The organism is Kitasatospora sp. NPDC091276, assembly GCF_040684355.1.
In the GTDB taxonomy this organism is placed as follows: Bacteria; Actinomycetota; Actinomycetes; order Streptomycetales; family Streptomycetaceae; genus Kitasatospora.
Genome location: NZ_JBFBFU010000008.1, coordinates 241,058 through 258,565, shown reverse-complemented (window position 1 = coordinate 258,565; position 17,508 = coordinate 241,058). Strand labels below are relative to the sequence as shown.

The 17,508-nt window shown below is 74.3% G+C and carries 15 protein-coding genes; 14 read left to right on the top strand and 1 reads right to left on the bottom strand.

Annotated features, from left to right (window positions below; genetic code table 11):
- Positions 1-3: 3 nt before the first annotated feature.
- From AB0O19_RS13150 to def, 8 genes are all read left to right on the top strand, one after another.
- Positions 4-756: an SOS response-associated peptidase gene (locus tag AB0O19_RS13150; RefSeq protein WP_363619363.1), complete on the top strand. Its 753-nt coding sequence runs from the start codon at positions 4-6 to the stop codon at positions 754-756.
- Positions 757-845: 89 nt separating this feature from the next.
- On the top strand, positions 846-1,481 hold the full coding sequence (locus AB0O19_RS13145) for an alpha/beta family hydrolase (protein ID WP_363619362.1): 636 nt from the start codon (positions 846-848) through the stop codon (positions 1,479-1,481).
- A 301-nt stretch (positions 1,482-1,782) separates the two neighbouring features.
- A complete protein-coding gene (locus AB0O19_RS13140; protein ID WP_363377190.1) occupies positions 1,783-2,526 on the top strand; it encodes a sigma-70 family RNA polymerase sigma factor in 744 nt (247 codons plus the stop codon).
- Positions 2,523-2,930 carry a mycothiol system anti-sigma-R factor gene (rsrA, locus tag AB0O19_RS13135; RefSeq protein ID WP_363619361.1) on the top strand — a complete coding sequence of 136 codons (408 nt, stop codon included), beginning with the start codon at positions 2,523-2,525 and terminating at the stop codon, positions 2,928-2,930. Before AB0O19_RS13140 ends, rsrA begins: the two co-directional genes overlap by 4 nt.
- A gap of 337 nt (positions 2,931-3,267) precedes the next feature.
- The gene (locus AB0O19_RS13130; protein WP_363619360.1) at positions 3,268-4,716 is read left to right on the top strand and encodes an HD-GYP domain-containing protein; all 1,449 of its coding nucleotides are present in this window, start codon (positions 3,268-3,270) and stop codon (positions 4,714-4,716) included.
- Positions 4,717-4,739: 23 nt separating this feature from the next.
- Complete coding sequence (locus AB0O19_RS13125) at positions 4,740-6,071, top strand: HD domain-containing protein (protein WP_363586976.1); 1,332 nt, start codon at positions 4,740-4,742, stop codon at positions 6,069-6,071.
- A 313-nt stretch (positions 6,072-6,384) separates the two neighbouring features.
- Positions 6,385-7,377, top strand: coding sequence for a hypothetical protein (locus AB0O19_RS13120; RefSeq protein WP_363586975.1), 993 nt, complete (start codon positions 6,385-6,387; stop codon positions 7,375-7,377).
- Between the two features lie 83 nt (positions 7,378-7,460).
- Positions 7,461-8,105: a peptide deformylase gene (def, locus tag AB0O19_RS13115; RefSeq protein ID WP_363586974.1), complete on the top strand. Its 645-nt coding sequence runs from the start codon at positions 7,461-7,463 to the stop codon at positions 8,103-8,105.
- 107 nt (positions 8,106-8,212) lie between these two features.
- On the opposite strand, the gene AB0O19_RS13110 is transcribed toward def, so the two are convergent.
- Positions 8,213-9,226, bottom strand: coding sequence for a LacI family DNA-binding transcriptional regulator (locus AB0O19_RS13110; protein ID WP_363619359.1), 1,014 nt, complete (start codon positions 9,224-9,226; stop codon positions 8,213-8,215).
- A gap of 182 nt (positions 9,227-9,408) precedes the next feature.
- On the opposite strand from AB0O19_RS13110, the gene AB0O19_RS13105 reads away from it, so the two are divergent.
- The 6 genes from AB0O19_RS13105 to cseB all read left to right on the top strand — a co-directional run bounded on the left by AB0O19_RS13105 (position 9,409) and on the right by cseB (position 17,508).
- The gene (locus AB0O19_RS13105) at positions 9,409-11,223 is read left to right on the top strand and encodes a glycoside hydrolase family 13 protein (protein ID WP_363619358.1); all 1,815 of its coding nucleotides are present in this window, start codon (positions 9,409-9,411) and stop codon (positions 11,221-11,223) included.
- Entirely contained in the window at positions 11,220-12,587 is a 1,368-nt protein-coding gene (locus AB0O19_RS13100) for an alpha/beta hydrolase-fold protein (RefSeq protein ID WP_363619357.1), read from the top strand. The genes AB0O19_RS13105 and AB0O19_RS13100 overlap by 4 nt, the downstream gene beginning before the upstream one ends.
- A gap of 86 nt (positions 12,588-12,673) precedes the next feature.
- Positions 12,674-13,972 (top strand): extracellular solute-binding protein, encoded by a 1,299-nt coding sequence (locus AB0O19_RS13095; protein WP_363619356.1) that lies wholly within the window; start codon positions 12,674-12,676, stop codon positions 13,970-13,972.
- A gap of 109 nt (positions 13,973-14,081) precedes the next feature.
- Positions 14,082-15,698 carry an ABC transporter permease subunit gene (locus AB0O19_RS13090; protein WP_363619355.1) on the top strand — a complete coding sequence of 539 codons (1,617 nt, stop codon included), beginning with the start codon at positions 14,082-14,084 and terminating at the stop codon, positions 15,696-15,698.
- Positions 15,695-16,585: a sugar ABC transporter permease gene (locus tag AB0O19_RS13085; RefSeq protein WP_363619354.1), complete on the top strand. Its 891-nt coding sequence runs from the start codon at positions 15,695-15,697 to the stop codon at positions 16,583-16,585. Before AB0O19_RS13090 ends, AB0O19_RS13085 begins: the two co-directional genes overlap by 4 nt.
- A gap of 206 nt (positions 16,586-16,791) precedes the next feature.
- On the top strand, positions 16,792-17,508 hold the full coding sequence (cseB, locus tag AB0O19_RS13080) for a two-component system response regulator CseB (RefSeq protein WP_363619353.1): 717 nt from the start codon (positions 16,792-16,794) through the stop codon (positions 17,506-17,508).

Below are 17,508 nucleotides of genomic sequence, written 5' to 3'. Positions count from 1 at the left end.
CGCATGTGCGGTCGCTTCGCAGCCAGTGGCAAGCCCGAGGACATCGTCGAGCTGTTCGGCGTCGAGCAGTGGGATCCGGCGGAGACGCTGGCCCCCAACTGGAACGTCGCCCCGACCACCAGCGCCTTCGTGGTGCTGGAGCGGGTGCCGAAGGGCCGGGCGCGGCCGGTGCGCCAGCTGAGGGTGCTGCGCTGGGGTCTGGTGCCGCAGTGGTCGCGGTCGGCCGAGACGGCGGTGAAGATGATCAACGCCCGTTCGGACACGGTGCACGAGAAGCCCTCGTACCGGCAGGCGTTCGCCTCGCGCCGCTGCATCCTGCCGGTGGACGGCTACTACGAGTGGCAGACGGTGCCGGGCGAGCGCGGCAAGGCGCGCAAGAAGCCGTTCTTCGTCTCCCGGGCGGACGGCACCCCGCTGGCGCTGGCCGGGTTGTACGAGTTCTGGCGCGACCGGACGGTGCCGGCCGACCATCCGGCGGCCTGGCTGGTGACCTTCACCATCGTCACCACCGACGCCGAGGAGTCGCTGGCGCCGATCCACGAGCGGATGCCGCTGTTCCTCGACCCGGGCTCCTACGACGAGTGGCTGGACCCGGGGCTGGACGACCCGGAGGAGCTGCGCCGGCTGCTGATACCGCCGCCGCCCGGTGCGCTGCTGGCCACCCCGGTCTCGCCGGCGGTCGGCAGCATCCGCAACAACGGGCCGGAGCTCAAGGAGCCGTGGGCCGAGGCGGAGTACGAGACCACCCTGTTCTGACGTCTGACGTCTTCTGCCGTCCGATGTTTGAAGTTCGACGATCGAGTCCTGACAGCTGAGGGAGCCTGAGCCGGTTGGAGCGACCGACGATGACCACCGAACTCGTCCCCACCGAGGTGGGGGACGCCCGGATCAGCTACCACCGGGCCGGTGCGCCGAAGGCGCTGCTGGCGCTCGGTCACGGCGCGGGCGGCGGGATCGAGGCCCGGGACCTGGTGGCGCTGGCCGCGGCGCTGCCGGCGCGCGGGATCACCGTGGCGCTGGTGGAGCAGCCCTGGCGGGTGGCGGGCAAGCGGCTCGCCCCGGCGCCGCGCACGCTGGACCGCGGCTGGACCCCGGTCGCCGGGCGGCTGGCCGGTCAGGGGCTGCCGCTGGTGGTCGGCGGGCGCAGCGCCGGGGCGCGGGTGGCCTGCCGGACCGGGGCGGCGAGCGGGGCGGTGGGGGTGGTGGCGCTGGCGTTCCCGCTGCACCCGCCGGGCCGGCCGGAGAAGAGCCGGGCGCAGGAGCTGCTGGAGTCGGGGACGGCGACGCTGGTGGTGCAGGGTACGGCGGATCCGTTCGGCGGGCCGCAGGAGTTCCCGGAGCTGCCGCCCGGGCACGAGCTGGTGGCGGTGCCGTACGGCGGGCACGGTTTCGACGTGCCCAAGCGGGCGCCGGTGGGGCAGGACGAGGTGCTGGAGGCGATCTGCCGGGCGGTCGGGGACTGGGTGCTGCGGGTCGTCTGAGGCGGCGGGGGTGGCCGTGAGCGGGGGGTTTCCACTCGATCACCCGTACGAGCGATTTCGGGGCGGGCGCGGGAATGCGGGCGGGGCCGGGGTGGTTGGCACTCTCGTCAGCACGATTCCCGGTTGAGAGGCAGGGCAGATGGGTTCGATCGCGTGCCCCGAGCGGTCAGAGCAGCGCGAGGCCGCCGCGGCGTTCGGCCCCGCCTGGTCCGACTGGATTGTCGCGGGCGAGAAGCCCGTCAGCCCGATATCCTCCATTTCGGGGCGGCCCGCCGTGGGTCGTGCCCGCCATGCCGAGGAGGTGGGTCCGGTCGTCGGGACCGAGCACGAGGCCGAGCCGGGCCGGGGCCCGGAGGAGGGCCAGCCCGCGGGCGAGGCGCTCACCGGTGAGGAGCTGGCCGAGGCGATCGGTGAGGACACCTTCCGGGTGTCGGCACAGGAGAGCGAGGAGGCCCGGCGGGAGCGCTTCGAGCGCGACGCCCTGGGCTACCTGGATCCGATGTACTCGGCGGCGCTGCGCATGACGCGCAACCCCGCGGACGCGGAGGACCTGCTCCAGGAGGCGTTCGCCAAGGCGTACGCGTCCTTCCACCAGTTCCGCGAGGGCACGAACCTCAAGGCCTGGCTGTACCGCATCCTCACCAACACGTTCATCAACTCGTACCGCAAGAAGCAGCGCGAGCCCCAGCGCACGGCGGCGGAGGAGATCGAGGACTGGCAGCTGGCCCGCGCCGAGTCGCACATGTCGACCGGTCTGCGCTCGGCCGAGACCCAGGCGCTCGACCACCTCCCCGACAGCGACGTGAAGGACGCGCTCCAGGCCATTCCGGAGGAATTCCGGATCGCCGTGTACCTCGCGGACGTAGAAGGCTTTGCGTACAAGGAGATCGCGGACATCATGGGTACTCCCATCGGTACGGTGATGTCCCGGCTGCACCGCGGCCGCCGTCAGCTGCGCGGCATGCTGGAGGATTACGCCCGTGAGCGCGGGCTCGTCCCGGCCGGCAGCGGGGCAGGGCAGGAAGCGAAGGGCTCGGGCTCATGAGCTGCGGCGATCCGCACGACACGGAGTGTGGCGAGGTCCTCGACCACCTCTACGAATTCCTCGACAACGAGATGACCGAGGGCGACTGCGCCAAGCTGCGGGTGCACTTCGAGGAGTGCTCGCCCTGCCTGAAGCAGTACGGGCTGGAGCAGGCGATCAAGGCGCTGATCAAGCGCTCCTGCGGCTGCGACGACACCCCGGCTGACCTGCGCAGCAAGGTGCTGGCCAGGATCGACTCGATCCGGGCGGGGCAGCGTTCGGGCGAGCAGGTGGTGGTCGCCGTCGACACCACGGTCGAGTTGCACGTCGAGGCGGACCGGCCGGCGCCGGGCGCCGGCGAGGCCCCGGAGGAGTCGACGGTCCGGCCCGGTGCCACCGTCGAGGCGGGCGCCCCGGCGGAGTAGCCGCCCGGCCGTCCAACGGCCGGGCGGAGCAAGCGGACGGGCCTGCCGGCGAGGGCGGGCCGAGCGGTCCGGACACGGAGTCAGGCGGCCCCGGGAGCGTGCGCTCCCGGGGCCGCTCCCTTTGTGCTTGCATGCGCCCCTCACTCGTTCGAGTGAGTTGGCGGTGCGCCAGCAGCGTCGTCGCGCCATCATGCGTCCTTACGCCCGGGTGGCGGCCTATCCTCCTGACGGACGCTCACCGCCGGTCCGCCCGGCGAGCTGAGGCAACGCGGGCCCGGACGTCGGGGAGGTCGAGATCGCTATCGACGGCGAAGACGCGGCCCTGCCGGAGGGGGCGATGCGCTACCTGGTGGCCGTCCCGGTGGCGGCGCTGTGCTGCCTGCTGCCGCTGCTGCCGACCGGCGTGCCGCCCGGGGTCCCGCGCTGGCTCGGCGCCCCGGTGGACTGGCCCAAGGTCGGGCTGCTGGCCTTCCTGCACGGCTGCTGGGAGTCACTGGCCCAGGGCCTGCCGACACCCTGCCTGCGACTGGTCCGCCGGCTGCTGCGCCGCCCGCCGCCGCCCGAGCGGGCGCTCTCCCGCCCCGGGGTCAACGCCTTCTTCCCGGTGCTGTTCGCCGGCGTGCTGATGCTGCCGCCGGCCGCCGCCGCGCTGGTCGCGGTGCCCACCGCGGTGCTCGGTGGCCCGGCCGGGCGCGGCTGCCGGACCCGCCAGCTGTGGAACGGCTCCCAGCTCGCGCTGTGCGCCTTCGCCTCCGCGGCCGCCTTCCACCTGCTGCACGGGCCGCAACTGCTGCTCGGCTCCCGCTTCCCGGCCGCGCTGCTGCCCGGCTTCGCCGCCGTCGTCACGTTCTGCCTGGTCAACGGGGTGCTGGTGGGCGCGATGCTGATGCTCGCGGAGGACCGCCGGCCCGTCGTGCTGCTGCGCGGGGCGGTCGCGGTGTGCGGGCTGCCGGTGCTGGTGCACGCGGCCGGCGGCCTGATGGTGGCCGTGCTCTGGCAGGGCCCGTACGGGGCGTTCGCGGCGCTGCTGGCGCTGCTGCCGCTGTCGATCTCGGCCTGGGTGTTCGCCCAGGGGCAGCGCGAGCGGGACGCCCACCAGGCCACCGTGCAGTCGCTGGTGCAGGCCGTGGAGATCAAGGACTCGTACACCCGCGGGCACAGCGAACGGGTCGGCCGGGCCTCGGTGCTGATCGCCGGTCAGCTCGGCATGGAGGCCGAGCGGCTGCGCACCCTGCGCTTCGCGGGGATCCTGCACGACGTCGGCAAGCTGGGCGTGGCCACCGAGTTGCTGCGCAGAAACGGTCCCCTCAGCGAGGCGGAGCGGCGGGCCGTCGAGGTCCACCCCGTGTACGGGTACGAGCTGGTGCGCGGGATCGCCTTCCTCGGCGAGGCGCACGCCGGGATCCTGCACCACCACGAGCGGATGGACGGCCGGGGTTACCCGAGCGGGCTGGTCGGCGAGCAGATCCCCGAGTTCGCCCGGATCATCTCCGTCGCCGACGCCTTCGACTCGATGACCTCCACCCGCTCCTACCGGCGCGGCCGCCCGGTCACCGAGGCCGTGGCGGAGCTGGAGCGCTGCTCGGGCAGCCAGTTCGACCCGGTGATGGTCCGGGCGTTGATCGACGCGCTGGCCGGGCACGACTGGCAGCCGGTGCTGCCGCCGCCCGGGGACGGCATCCGGGCCGTCCCCGACATTCCGCTCGGAGTGCCCGAGCCGGCCCGGGCGGCGCCGGGCCGGGTGCCCGCGCAGGGCGGGAGCGTCCCCACGGCCGGGCAGCCGTGACCGCGGCCGGCCGGGAGGCCCGCGTGGTGCACGCGGCGGCGGCCGCGCTGCTGGTGTTCGCGGTGGGCGCGGTCGCGCTGCGCGGGGTGGCCGGGGCGCGGGTCGCGCTGGCGTTCACGGCGCTGATCGCGCTCGGCGAGTGCGTCCGGATCACTCTTCCGGGCGACCGCGAGCAGGCACCGATCGGCGCGGCCGGCGCGCTGGCGTACGCCCTGCTCGGGCCGCTGCGCGGGGTGCCCACCGCGCCCGGGATGCTCCAGGTCGTCGCGGTGACCGGCGTCGGCCTGCTGCTGTCCTGGCTGCCCGGCCTCGCGTTGCCCCGGCTCAGGGCGTGCCGCCCGGGCCGGGGCCGGCCGGGCCTGATCCAGCGGGCCCGCCCCGGCCGCCCGCACCGGCGCCCGCCCTGGGCCGACCCGGCCCGGCGGGACAGCGCCGCCCGCCGGCTGCTCGGGGTCGGCTTCGCGGCCGCCGTCTTCCAGCCGCTCTACAACGGCGGACTGGTCGACCGCTTCTCGCCCGAGGGCCCGGCGTACGGGGCGTTCCTGACCGCCGTCGCCGCGCTGGCCGCGCTCTGCGACGCGACCCTGGCGGCGCTGCTGCGCCGGTCGGCGGCGGGTCTGGAGGGCGGGCTGCGGTTCCCGGCGGCGCTGGAGGACGAGCTGCGCTCGCTGTTCGGGATCGGCTCGGCGATCGTCGCCACCGGGATGCTGGTCAGCCTGGCGGCCGGCGAGGTCGGACTGTGGGCGCTGCCGCTGTTCTGCACCCCGCTGCTGCTCGCCCAGGTGTCCTTCCGGCGGGCCGCGGCCGTGCGGGCCACCACCGGGCAGACCATCGCCAGCCTGGCCCGGGCCACCGAGGTGGCCGGCTACACCCCGCACGGGCACGCCCGCCGGGTCGCGGACACGGCGTGCGCGCTGGGGCGCGAGCTGGGGCTGGGCACCCGGGAACTCGCCCTGCTGGAGTACGCGGCGCTGATGCACGACGTGGGCCAGCTGTCGCTGGTCGAGCCGGTGCCGGACGGCGCGACCGCGCTGCTGCCCTGCGCCGAGCAGCAGCGGATCGCCCGGCTGGGCAGCGAGGTGATCCGCCGCACCGGGGTGCCCCGGCAGGTCGCCGAGCAGGTCGCCCGGCTGGCCGATCCGGTGCTCGGCACGGCCGGCGGGGACGGCGCGGTGCCGCTGGCGGCCCGGATCATCCGGGTGGCCAACGCCCACGACGACCTGCTGACGGCGGCCCGCGGCCGCGGGGTCGGCGAGGCGGTGGGCCGGCTGGAGGCGCTGGAGGTGCTGCGGCTGGGGCGCGGCCGGGTGTACGACGCCCGGGTGGTGGACGCGCTGGCCCGGGTGGGCGGCTAGGCCCTGCCCGGTGGATCAGGCCCGGGCTCGGGCGGGCTCGGGCGCGGGCCTGAGTTCGGCGGCTGACCCGGGCTCCGGTGGAGCGCCGCGGACCGGCGGGCCTCCGTCGGGGTTGAGGCGGGGCGGCCGGGCGGGCAGGCTGGGTAGGGGCGGCCCCAACCTCGGCGGTGGGGAGCGCGGGCGGGGGCGGGCGTGGTTGGATGCGGTCGTAGCGTGGAACACCGACCCGGGGCACCGTGCCCCGGACCCCCGCGGAAGTGGATCCGGACGCGGCGGTACGGGACTTGAGCGGACGACGACGGCAGGGACGAACGTGAGGATCTTCCACCGGGCACGGCACCGGCCGTCCGCCACCTGGCGGCAGACGACCGACCGGGCCTTCACGCTGATCGGCGACGGCCGCTACGAGGACGCCGGCGCGCTGCTGGTGATGGCCGCCGACCTGGAGCCCTGGCTGTCCGACTCCTGGTTCAACCTCGCCCTGCTGCACAAGTTCCGCCGGGACTGGGAGCAGGCCCGCTCGGCCGGGCTGCGGGCCGTCGCCCTGCTGGACCGCGAGCACGGCGCCCCCGACTGGTGGAACCTCGGCATCACCGCGACCGCCTTGCAGGACTGGCCGCTGGCCCGCCGCGCCTGGCAGGCGTACGGGCTGAAGCTGCCCGGCGGCCCGGGCGGGCAGCAGGACGGCCCGGTCAGCCTGGACCTCGGCACCACCCCGGTGCGGCTCTCCCCGGACGGCGAGTCCGAGGTGGTGTGGGGCCGCCGGCTGGACCCGGCCCGGATCGAGGTGCTGTCCATCCCGCTGCCGTCCTCCGGCCGCCGCTGGGGCGAGGTGGTGCTGCACGACGGCGCCCCGCACGGTGAGCGGGTCACGGACGGGGTCGCCTACCCGGTGTTCGACGAGATCGAGCTGTGGGCGCCGTCCCCGGTGCCGACCTACGTGGTGCTGCTCCAGGCCGCCACGGCGGGGGACCGGGACGCGCTGGAGCGGGTGGTCGCGGACGCCGGCTACGCGGCGGAGGACTGGACGTCCTCGGTGCGGCTGCTCTGCCGGGCCTGTTCGGAGAGCCGGATGGCCGCGGACGACGGGAACACCGCCCACCACGACCCGCACGACGACGGCGACGCCGCGCACCCCGGACACCTCAGCCATCTCAGCCAGGGCGGGGAGGCCGGAATGTCCTGGCTGGTGGAGCGCGAGTGCGGGATCGCCGCGCCCGCCCTGCTGGTCCGCTCGCTGCTGGACCGCTGGGCCGCGTCCTCGCCCGGCACGCGGGCGTACCGCGATCTGGAAGAAGTCTGTTGAGCGCGCCGCTTACCCTTGAGCGGTGTACCCGGCGAGAGCCGAATACCTGGACCATTCTCGGAAGCGGAAGCGGATAAGCAGCGATGGCGGAGCAGCAGGACCACCAGCACGACCACGACCATGACCAGGAGTCGGCGGCCGACGAGGCCCCGCTGAAGGTGGTCGGCGAGCAGCCGGACCTCTCCAAGGGCACCGCGCGCCCGATCACCGTGGTGGGCAACCCGGTCCTGCACCGCGAGGTCAAGGACGTCACCGCGTTCGACGGTGAGCTGTCCGCGTTGATCGACGACATGTTCCAGTCGATGTACGCGGCCGAGGGCGTGGGCCTGGCGGCCAATCAGATCGGCGTGGACCTGAAGGTCTTCGTCTACGACTGCCCGGACGACGAGGGCGTGCGCCACGTCGGCCACGTGATCAACCCGAAGCTGGAGGAGTACCCGGCGGACCGCCGGCGGGTGCTGGACGACAGCAACGAGGGCTGCCTGTCGGTGCCGGGCGCGTACGCCGAGCTGCCCCGCCCGGAGTACGCGGCGGTGACCGGCGTGGACAAGGACGGGCGGCCGATCCGGGTCGAGGGCACCGGCTTCTTCGCCCGCTGCCTGCAGCACGAGACCGACCACCTGTTCGGCACCCTCTACATCGACAAGCTGTCGAAGCGGGACCGCAAGGACGCGCTGAAGCAGATGGCCGAGGGCACCCCGCGGTACGCGACCGTGGCGAACGACTGACGAACCGCCGAGGGCCGGGGCGCGACGGGCGTCCCGGCCCTCGGCGTTCCCGCACGTGACGCTCCCGCTCCTGACGCCGCCGGTCGCGCCCTGCCGGTCGCGTCCCGTCAGCCGGGTGCCCGGCCGGTGGACTCGCGGGCGACCAGCTCCGGCGTGAACAGGTAGTCCCGGGCCCGCCCGCCGTGTCCCTCCAGCTGGCGCCACAGGGCCTCGGCGACCGCCGCGCCCATCTCCTGGATCGGCTGGCGCACGGTGGTCAGCGGCGGGTTGCTGTGGGCGGCCAGGTAGCAGTCGTCGTAGCCGACCACGGAGAGGTCGCCGGGCACCGAGCGGCCCGCCTCGCGGGCGGCCTGGGCGACGCCGAGGGCCATCAGGTCGCTGCCGGCGATGACCGCGGTGACGCCCGCGTCGAGCAGTTGGCGGGCGGCCGCGGCGCCGCCGGCGATCGAGTAGGAGGACTCGGCGTACCAGTCGGCGGGGGCGTCCTCGCCGAGCAGCTCGCGCATCGCCCGCCGGTAGCCGTCCAGCCGGTTGAGGGAGGGGCGCAGGTAGCCCTGGCCGCCGGCCAGGCCGATCCGGCGGTGGCCGAGTTCGCGCAGGTGGGCGACGGCGATCCGGGCGCCGATCGCCTCGTCGGTGGCGACCGTGGGCACGGCCAGGCCCTCGACCTTGCCGCTGACCAGCACCATCGGGATGCCGCGCTCGTGCAGCAGCCGGTAGAAGCCGTGGTCGGCGTGCGGGTTGGCGTGCCGGCCGGAGACCAGGACCAGTCCGGACACGCCCTTGCGGAGCAGGACGTCGATGTAGCCCAGCTCGGCGGTGCCCTGCCGGGTGGAGGTGCCGACCACGGCGGTCAGGCCGTGCTTGGCGAGCTGCACCTCGATCGCGGAGGCGAGCAGCGGGAAGACCGGGTTGTCGAGCTCGGGGACGACGATGCCGATCAGCGCGCCCTGGTGCGGGTCGTAGCCCTGGTCGGGCTGCCAGCCGAGTTCGCGCATGGCCTCGGCGACCTTGAGGCGGGTGTCGTCGGAGACGCCCGGCCGGTCGTTGATCACCCTGCTCACCGAGGCGGCGCTGACGCCTGCCCGGGCGGCGATGTCCCGTAGTGACGGGCCGCTCAATTGGTCCTCCCGACCTGGTCGAGCCTGCATCTTACAAATCCCCGGCCGTGGGCCAGCGAGGCTGGTGAAACAATCTTAGCAACGTATTGCGCAACAGTTTCATCGCCGTTACGGTTCCCTCGTCGGCCCCGGTAAGCGGAACGCCGCCTTCCATCAGTCTGTTCACCCGACCGAGGAGCTCCATGGACACGGCCAGCAGCCACCGCCTCGCCGCCCGCCACCAGCCGCACCACGACGGCTCCGCGCGGTACGTCGGCGACCTCGCGCCCCGGCTCGGGCAGCAGGTCGACCTGCTGGTCCGGATCCCGGCCGGACAGGAGGTGGAGCGGGTCTTCCTGCGCTCCGTCCCCGACGGCGAGCCGCACTTCGAGGCCGCCGTACCGGTGCCCGAACGCGCCGACGCTGACGCGACCTGGTGGCGGGCCCGCCTGGCGATGGTCAACCCGGAGATGAACTACCGGTTCTGGCTGCACACCCCCGACGGCGGGCGCTGGCTCACCGCCGCCGGCCTGCACGACCACGACCTGCCCGACGCCACCGACTTCCGCCTCACCACCCACCCGGCCCCGCCCGCCTGGACCGCCGACGCCGTGGTCTACCAGATCTTCCCGGACCGCTACGCCCGCGCCGGCGACGCACCGCTCGCCGCCTGGGCCCGCCCCGCCGACTGGGACACCCCGCTGCACACCGGCGACGCCGCCGCCCTCCAGCAGATGTACGGCGGCGACCTCTGGGGCGTGGTCCGCAGGATCGACCACATCCAGCGCCTCGGCGCCACCGTCATCTACCTCACCCCCTTCTTCGAGGGCCGCTCCAACCACCGCTACGACGCCGTCTCCTTCGACCGCGTCGACCCCGCGCTCGGCGGCGACGAGGCGCTCATCGCGCTCACCGCCGAGGCCCACCGGCGCGGCATCAAGGTCATCGGCGACATCACGCTCAACCACTCCGGCAGCGACCACGACTGGTTCCGCGCCGCGCAGCAGGACCCGCACAGCCCCGAGGCCGGCTTCTACTTCTTCGGCGAAGGCGGCCCGGACGACTACGCCACCTTCCTCGGCGTGCGCACCCTGCCGACCTTCGACCACCGCTCGCCCGAACTGCGCCGCCGCCTCTACGAGGGCCCCGACTCGGTGATCGCCAAGTACCTCAAGGCGCCGTTCCACCTGGACGGCTGGCGGGTCGACGTGGCACAGATGGCCGGCCGGCGCGGCGAGGTGGAGCTCAACCAGCGGGTCGCCACCACCACCGCGGCCACCGTCCGGGCCGCCAACCCCGACGCCGTCCTGCTCGCCGAGCACCAGCACGACGCCTCGCTCACCCTCAAGGGCGACGGCTGGCAGGGCACCATGAGCTACGCGGGCTTCACCCGCCCGGTGTGGTCCTGGCTCGCCGAGCGGCACGACCAGAAGGACTTCTGGGCGGTGCCCGGGCCGATCCCCGACTACGGCGGCGCCCAGGTGCGGGCCGTGATGACGGCGTTCGGCGCCGCCCTGCCCTGGCGCAGCCGGGTGCACAACCTCACTCTGCTGGACTCGCACGACACCGCCAGGTTCCGCAGCTTCGCCGGCCCCGAGCGCCAACTGCTGGGCGCGGCGCTGCTGTTCACCCTGCCCGGCACCCCGATGGTGTTCTCCGGCGACGAGGTCGGCGTCGAGGGCGAGGGCCTGGAGGAGGGCCGCAAGCCGTTCCCCTGGGACGAATCCGCCTGGGACCAGCACACCTACCGCACCTACCGCGAGCTGATCCGGCTGCGCCGCAGCCACAGCGCGCTCAGCGGCGGCGGGCTGCGCTGGCTGCTCGCCGAGCGCGACGTCCTGCTGTTCGAGCGCGAGGACGAGCGGGAGCGGATCCTGGTGCAGATCAGCCGGGCCGACCACCCGCCGGTGGCCGGCGAGTGGCACGCCACCCACCTGCTCGGCGGGCCCCAGCTCGTCCCCGGCCGCGACCTGCCCGCCGGGGGCCCGGCCGTGCACGTCTGGTCGGTGGCCCGATGAGCGCCGTGCGCACCACGGGGACTGCCGGGGCCGGCGTGCGCCGCGGCCGGATCGAGCGCATCCCCGGCTTCCGCTCCGAACTGCTCGGCAACGAGCGCGAGTTGCTCGTCCACCTGCCGCCCGGCTACGACGACGACCCGGGCGCCGACTACCCCGTGCTCTACCTCCAGGACGGCCAGCAGGTCTTCGACCAGGGGCAGCGACCCACCTGGGCGCTGGACCGGACGCTGGAGCAGCTGTACGCCGAGGGCCTGATCCCCGAGCTGATCGCGGTCGGCGTGCCCAACGCCGGCGTCGAGCGCGGCACCGAGTACTCGCACGTCGCCGAGTACTGGCGCACGCCCGGCACCCCGCTCAAGGGGCACCGCTACGAGGCGTTCCTCGCCGACGAGGTCAAGCCGTTCGTCGACGCCCGCTACCGGACCAGGACCGGGCCCGAGCACACCGCGGTGATGGGCTCCTCGATGGGCGGCCTGGTCGCCTACCACATGGCCTTCCGCCGCCCCGAGGTCTTCGGCCTGGCCGCCGTCCTCTCGCCGTTCCTCACCCACGTCGACCCGGCCGACCTCGGCGAGAAGGTGGTCCACGAGCGCTACCGGCGACGCGGCCCGCGCCGGCTCTGGCTGGACATCGGCGGCCGGGAGGGCCTGATCATGGCCAGGCCCGCCCGCGAGCTGGCCGTCCAACTGCTCGACGAGGCCGGCTACACCTCCGGCGCGGACCTCCTCTACTACGAGGACCCGGCCGCGCCGCACCACGAGGACGCCTGGCGACCCCGTTCCCGGCACGCGCTGCTGCACCTCTTCGGCGACCCCTCGCCGGTCGTCTCGCTCAGCGCCGCCGAGCGGCTGCGGCTCGCCCCCGGCGAGACCTGGAGCGCCGTCAACCCGGTCGCCGTCCGGGCCGACGGCGTGCGGTACACCGCCCTGGAGGCCGAATACCGGGTGGAGCGGCCCGAGGTCGCGGCCGTCTCGCCGCACGGGCTGCTGCGCCCGCTGGCCACCGGGCGCACCGCGCTGACCGTCCGGGCGCACGGGCTGGCCGCGCACTCCGAGATCGAGGTGGCGCCCGAACTGCCCGCGCGGCCCGTCCTGGAGGTGGTCGTCACCGTCCCGGACGGCACCCCCGACGACGCGCCGGTGATGTTCGGCCCGCTGCCCTGCCGCCCCGACGGCCCCGGGCGCTTCCGCGGCCGGATCGCCGTCCCGCGCGGCACCGGCTTCGACGGCGGCATCTCGCGCGGGTGGGGCCTGGACGCCGTCGACGAGGACGGCCTGCGGGTGATGCACCCGCTGACGGTCGAGCGCGACACCCGCCTCGACCTCACCGTCGACCGCTGGCACCGGCCGGTGGACGGCATCTGACCCGCCGCCCCTCCTCGGGGCCCCGGCCCTTCCGGGGGCTCCGGTCCCTCCCATCCCTCCCAGCCCAGACGAAGGAGTCTCGGACGATGCGTTACCGCAGACACGCCGCCCTCGGCGTCCTCGCCCTGCTGGTCACGGCCTGCGGCGGCACCTCGCCCGCCGGCACCTCGCCCGTCGGCGCCCCGTCCGGGAGCGGGTCGCCGGCGGGGGACTCGATGACCGCCCCGCCGATCGCCGGCCCGGAGGGCGACCTGGTGATCTGGGCGCAGACCCAGCAGGCCGCCGCCCTGCAGCCGCTCGCCGACCGGTTCGCCAAGGAGCACGGGGTCAAGGTCACCGTCGCCCCGCAGTCCGTCAACACCCAGCAGGCCTACGTCTCGGCCACCAACGCGGGCAAGGGACCGGACCTGGTGGTCGGCGCCTCCGACTGGCTGGGCAACCTGGTGCAGAACGGCGTCGTCGCGCCCGTGCCGCTGACGCAGGCGCAGAAGGCCCAGTTCCAGCCCGCCGCGATGGAGGCCGTCAGCTACGACGGCCGGCCGTACGGGCTGCCGTACGCGACCGAGAACCTGGTGCTGTTCCGCAACACCGAGCTCGCGCCGGACGCCCCCGGCACCTTCGAGGACCTGGCCGCCACCGGGCAGGACGCCGTCAAGGCCGGGAAGAGCGACGTCCCGCTCGCCCTGCCGATCGGACAGCAGGGCAACGCGTACGCCCTGCAGCCGCTGTTCACCTCGGCCGGCGGCTACCTGTTCGGCGCCAAGGCGGACGGCGGCTACGACACCGCCGACCTCGGCGTCGGCGGCCCGGGCTCGATCGCCGCCGGCGAGCTGTTCAAGCAGTACGGCGAGAAGGGCGCCGGGCTGTTCAACCGCTCGGTGGACACCAACGCCATCGCGCTGTTCACCGGGCGCAGGACGCCGTTCCTGGTGGCCGGACCGTGGGCGCTCGGCCAGCTCAAGCAGGCCGGGGTGCCCTACGCGATCTCGGCCGTGCCCGGGTGGGCGGGCAAGGGCCCGGCCCGCCCGTTCATCGGGGTGCAGAGCTTCTACCTCTCCGCCAAGGCCAGGAACCTGCCGCTGGCCCAGGAGTTCCTGCTGCGCGAGATCGGCGCCGAGGAGGGCCAGCTGGCGCTCTACCAGGCCTCGCCGGAGCCGCCCGCGCTGACCTCCGCACTCGCCGAGGCGTCCGCGAACGACCCGGACATCGGCTCCCTCGCGGCGGCCGGGGCGGGCGGCCAGCCGCTGCCGACGATCCCCGCGATGAACGCGATCTGGGGGCCGCTCGGCCAGGCCGAGGCCAGCATCGTGGCCGGTGCCGACCCGGCCGCGACCATGCGGCAGGCCGGCGACGCGATCCGCACCGCCCTCGGCTCCGCGCACTGAACACCCGTCGGGCCCGCCCGCCGGGCCCTCGCGTGCCGAGCCCCCCGGCACGCGCGCCGACACCCGGACGGCCACCACCGCCGGGCGCCCTCCGGACCAGGGACCACCCATGACATCCCCCACCCTTCAGGACAGCAGGCGCCCGGCCGACCGATCCGCCGGCGCCCCGGACCGCCCTCCCGCCCGCCCGCCCCGCCGGGCGGGCGCCGCCACCGCGCAGCTGGTGAAGATCGCCCTGCTGGCCGGCGTCGCCGCCCTCGCCCTCTACGCGGCGCCCAGGCTGTACGACGACGGGCAGTGGGCCGCGCTCGGCGTACTGGCCGCGGCCGTCGGCGCGACGTTCTGGATCTACCTGTCGCCGCGCCGGCTGCCCGCCAAGTACCTGCTGCCCGCCACCGCGCTCTTCCTGGCCTTCGTGGCCTACCCCGTGCTGTACATCGTCGCGGTCTCCTTCACCGACTACGGCGACGGCCACCTGCTCACCAAGGACCAGGCGGTGCGCAGCCTCGTCGAGCACTCCGTCGAGCCCGCCCCCGGCAGCCCCTCGTACGCGCTCACCATCGCCACCGGCCCGGACGGCGGCCCGCTGGTGCTGCTGCTCACCGACCCGGACACCGGGCAGGTCTCGGTCGGCACCGCGCGCGGCCTGGCCCCCGCCCCCGCCGGGACGGTGACCGGGCCGGACGGCCGGGTGAAGGCCGCGCCCGGGCTGAAGCTGCTCACCTTCGGCCAGGTCAACGGCCGGTCCGGCGAGCTGACGGACCTCCGGGTGCCGGTGGACGGCGGGTTCATCGTCAGCCAGGGCCTCTCGATGGCCACCGCGGCACGGCCCACCCTGGTGTACGACCGGCAGGCCGACACCCTGACCGACACCCGCGACCACACCGTCTACCAACCCCGGGACGGCCGGTTCACCGCCGCCGACGGCTCCGGGCGGACCCTGCCCACCGGCTGGCACCGCACCGTCGGCTTCGCCAACTTCACCGCCGTGCTCACCAGCCCCGCCATCCGCGGGCCCTTCCTCGGCGTCCTCGCCTGGACCTTCGGCTTCGCCCTGCTCTCCACCGGCGCGTCCTTCGCCCTCGGCCTCGGCCTGGCGCTCACCCTGCACCACCCGCGGCTGCGCGGGCAGCGGGTCTACCGCTCGCTGATGCTGCTGCCGTACGCGATGCCCGCGTTCATCGGCATCCTGATCTGGCAGAGCATGTACAACCGGGACTTCGGGCTGCTCAACCAACTGCTGCACGCCAGGGTCGACTGGCTGGGCGACGCCTGGAACGCCCGGTTCGCGGTGGTGCTCACCAGCCTCTGGCTCGGGTTCCCCAACATGCTGCTGATCTGTACGGGCGTGCTGCAGGCGATGCCCGTCGAACTCAACGAGGCCGCCCGGATCGACGGCGCCGGGCCGTGGACGGCGTTCCGGGCGGTCACCTTCCCGCTGCTGCTGGTCGCCGCCGCGCCGGTGCTGATCTCGTCCTTCGCCTTCAACTTCAACAACTTCAACGCGATCCAACTGCTCACCGGCGGCGGGCCGTTCGACGGCGCGGGCGGCACGGCCGGATCCACCGACATCCTGATCAGCTACACCTACCGGCTGGCCTTCGGCGGGCAGGGCGCGCAGTACGGCTTCGCCGCCGCGCTGTCCATCGTCATCTTCCTGCTGGTCGGGCTGATCACGCTGGTGGGCTTCCGCCGCACCCGCGCCCTGGAGGAGCTGAACGCATGACCGCCACCCCTGCCCCTGCCCCTGCCGTCTCCACTGCCGCCCGCTGGCTGCGCCGCTTCGGCTGGCGGCACCTGATCGCCGTGCTCGCCGTCTGCTTCGCGCTGTTCCCGCTGCTGTTCGTGCTGTCCGCGGCGCTGAACCCGCTCGGCACGCTCCAGTCGTCCACGCTGCTGCCCCGGCACGCCTCGCTCGCCAACTTCACCGCGCTGTTCACCAGCGGGCAGTACCCCTTCGCCCGGTGGCTGGGGAACACGGCGCTGGTCTGCGGCACCTTCGCGGTGCTGAACGTGCTGCTCGGGGTGCTGGCCGCGTACGCCTTCTCGCGGTTCCGCTTCCGGGGCCGGCGGATCGGGCTGATGGCGGTCTTCCTGGTGCAGATGTTCCCGCAGTTCCTCGCGGTGATCTCGCTCTACCTGATGTTCGCCAAGATCGGGGACGTCCTGCCGGCGATCGGCCTGGACACCCCGTGGGGCCTGGTGCTGGTCTACCTCGGCGGCGCGATGGGAGTGAACACCTGGCTGATGAAGGGCTACCTGGACACCATCCCGCGCGAGATCGACGAGGCCGCCAAGGTGGACGGCGCCGGGCACGCGCAGATCTTCTTCCGGCTGATCCTGCCGCTCGCCGCGCCGATGCTGGTGGTGATCTCGATCCTGTCGCTGACCGCCGCGCTCAACGACGTGATCCTGGCGAACATCTTCCTGACCTCGAACGACTCCAAGACCGTCGCGGTCGGCCTCTACGGGATCATCTCCGGCCAACAGGACCAGAACTACGGGCTGTTCGCGGCCGGGGCGCTGGTGACCTCGCTGCCGGTGATCGTCGTCTACCAGTTCCTCCAGCGCTACCTGGCCCAGGGCCTGACCGCCGGGTCGGTCAAGGGGTGACCGGTGGCGGGTGCGGCGGGGGGTTCGTCGGCGGGTTTGTATCCGCCGGGTATCAGGGAGCGCTCGGCCGGCCGTCGATGCGGGCGAGGAGGCCGATGCGTCCGGTATCTGCCGTATCGTGCCCTTGTCCGCCGCTGCCGTTTGCCACCGCCCACCGTGCGTCGCCGCCCACCGCCCGCAGCCGTCCGAGCAGGAGCCGTCCGCCCGTGTCCTCGCCCGCGCCGCCCCCGCACCCCGTCCGCGTGCTGCTGGTCGAGGACGACGAGCTGATGCGCCGCTCCTTCACCGTCGCGCTGGAACGCTACGGCTACGGGATGAGCGCCGCGGCGGACGGCCTCACGGCGCTGGAACTGTTCCGGGACGAGCAGTTCGACCTGCTGATCCTGGACGTGATGCTGCCCGGCCTGGACGGGATCGGCCTGTGCCGCAAGGTCCGGGAGACCAGCCTGGTGCCCGTCCTGATGATGTCCGCGCGCGGCGACGGCCTCGACGTCGTCGCCGGCCTGGAGGCCGGGGCGGACGACTACGTGGTCAAGCCCGTGGACACGTACGTGCTGGTGGCGCGCATCCGCTCGCTGCTGCGGCGGGCGACGTACGCGCCACCCGCCCCGGCGCCCTCACCCGGAGCCGCCGACGGGGACGTCCTGGTGTTCGGGGACCTCACCGTCGACACCGCCGGAATGGAGGTGTCCGTCGGCGGGGCGCCGGTGGCGCTGACCCCGACCGAGCTGAAGCTGCTGCTGGAGTTCGCCGCCCACCCCGGCGTCGTGCTGGAGCGGCACACCCTGCTGCGCAACGTCTGGGAGTACGGCTGGGACGGCGACAGCCGGGTCGTGGACCTGTGCGTGCAGCGGCTGCGCCGCAAGCTCGGCCGGGAGCGGATCGAGACGGTCCGCGGCTTCGGCTACAAGCTCAGGCGCTGA